The organism is Streptomyces sp. NRRL S-495, assembly GCF_000966955.1.
GTDB lineage: Bacteria > Actinomycetota > Actinomycetes > Streptomycetales > Streptomycetaceae > Kitasatospora > Kitasatospora purpeofusca.
Map to the genome: position 1 here is coordinate 1 of NZ_JZWY01001199.1, position 746 is coordinate 746.

The 746-nt window shown below is 76.3% G+C and carries 1 protein-coding gene; it reads right to left on the reverse strand.

Translation table 11 applies throughout. The features are described 5' to 3' along the window. Window positions 1-409 precede the first annotated feature (409 nt). Window positions 410-598, reverse strand: a complete 189-nt coding sequence (locus VR45_RS40545; RefSeq protein WP_045944993.1) for a hypothetical protein — start codon at window positions 596-598, stop codon at window positions 410-412. Between the last annotated feature and the right edge of the window lie 148 nt (window positions 599-746).

The following is a 746-nucleotide window of genomic DNA, read 5'->3' on the forward strand; positions in this document are numbered from 1 at the left end:
TTCGTCAACCTTGTGTCCGCAGCCGGGCGCGCGAGCGTGTCGAAGCGGGGTCTGCGGGTGCCGCTCACTCCGCTTCCGTGAGCGGTGGGTGCTCGCGTCGCTTCTTCTTGATCCTGCCCGACCCTCCCGTTCCGCACCTGTGGGTGATCACCCTCACTGTGCTGCAGCCGGGGCTGAGCCACCTGGGCAGGCCGGGGCCGGCACGGCGCACTGCCGGACCGGCCAGCACCGGCCGCCGCCGAGCACCGGGTTTCCCGGCCCGAGCCGCATCTGGCCACCAGGGCCCGGTCGCCGAGGACGTCTCCCGTCCGCGTGCCGGGAGTCGGGCACCGGGACCGCGGAGGAGCGGGAGCCGGTCTGTGTTCGGCGGTGTCGGTCCGGATCCCGGGCGAGTGCGGCTTTGGGGCGCTCACAGGGTCGTCGGGCCGGTGCGCCGGACCGACAGGTCGACGACCCGGGTTCCGGCCGGGGCCTGGTCGACGACGGCACGATGCTCGGTGGCGCCGGCGGTCAGCACCACCAGCCCGGCCAGTTCGTCCCGGCCCGCGCGGTGGGCGGCCGGCCGCAGGACGGCGTACGGGCAGCCCGCGGCACACACACCAGCAGGCCGCCCGCCCACCGGGGCAGCGAAATCTCCTCGCGGCCCACGCGCGCGGGCCGCCCGCAGTCGGCCTCGACCCACCGGGCGGCCGCGGCCTCCAGCCGGAAACGCCGCCCCATCGGCATGACGGCCCGCCAGTCCTGCC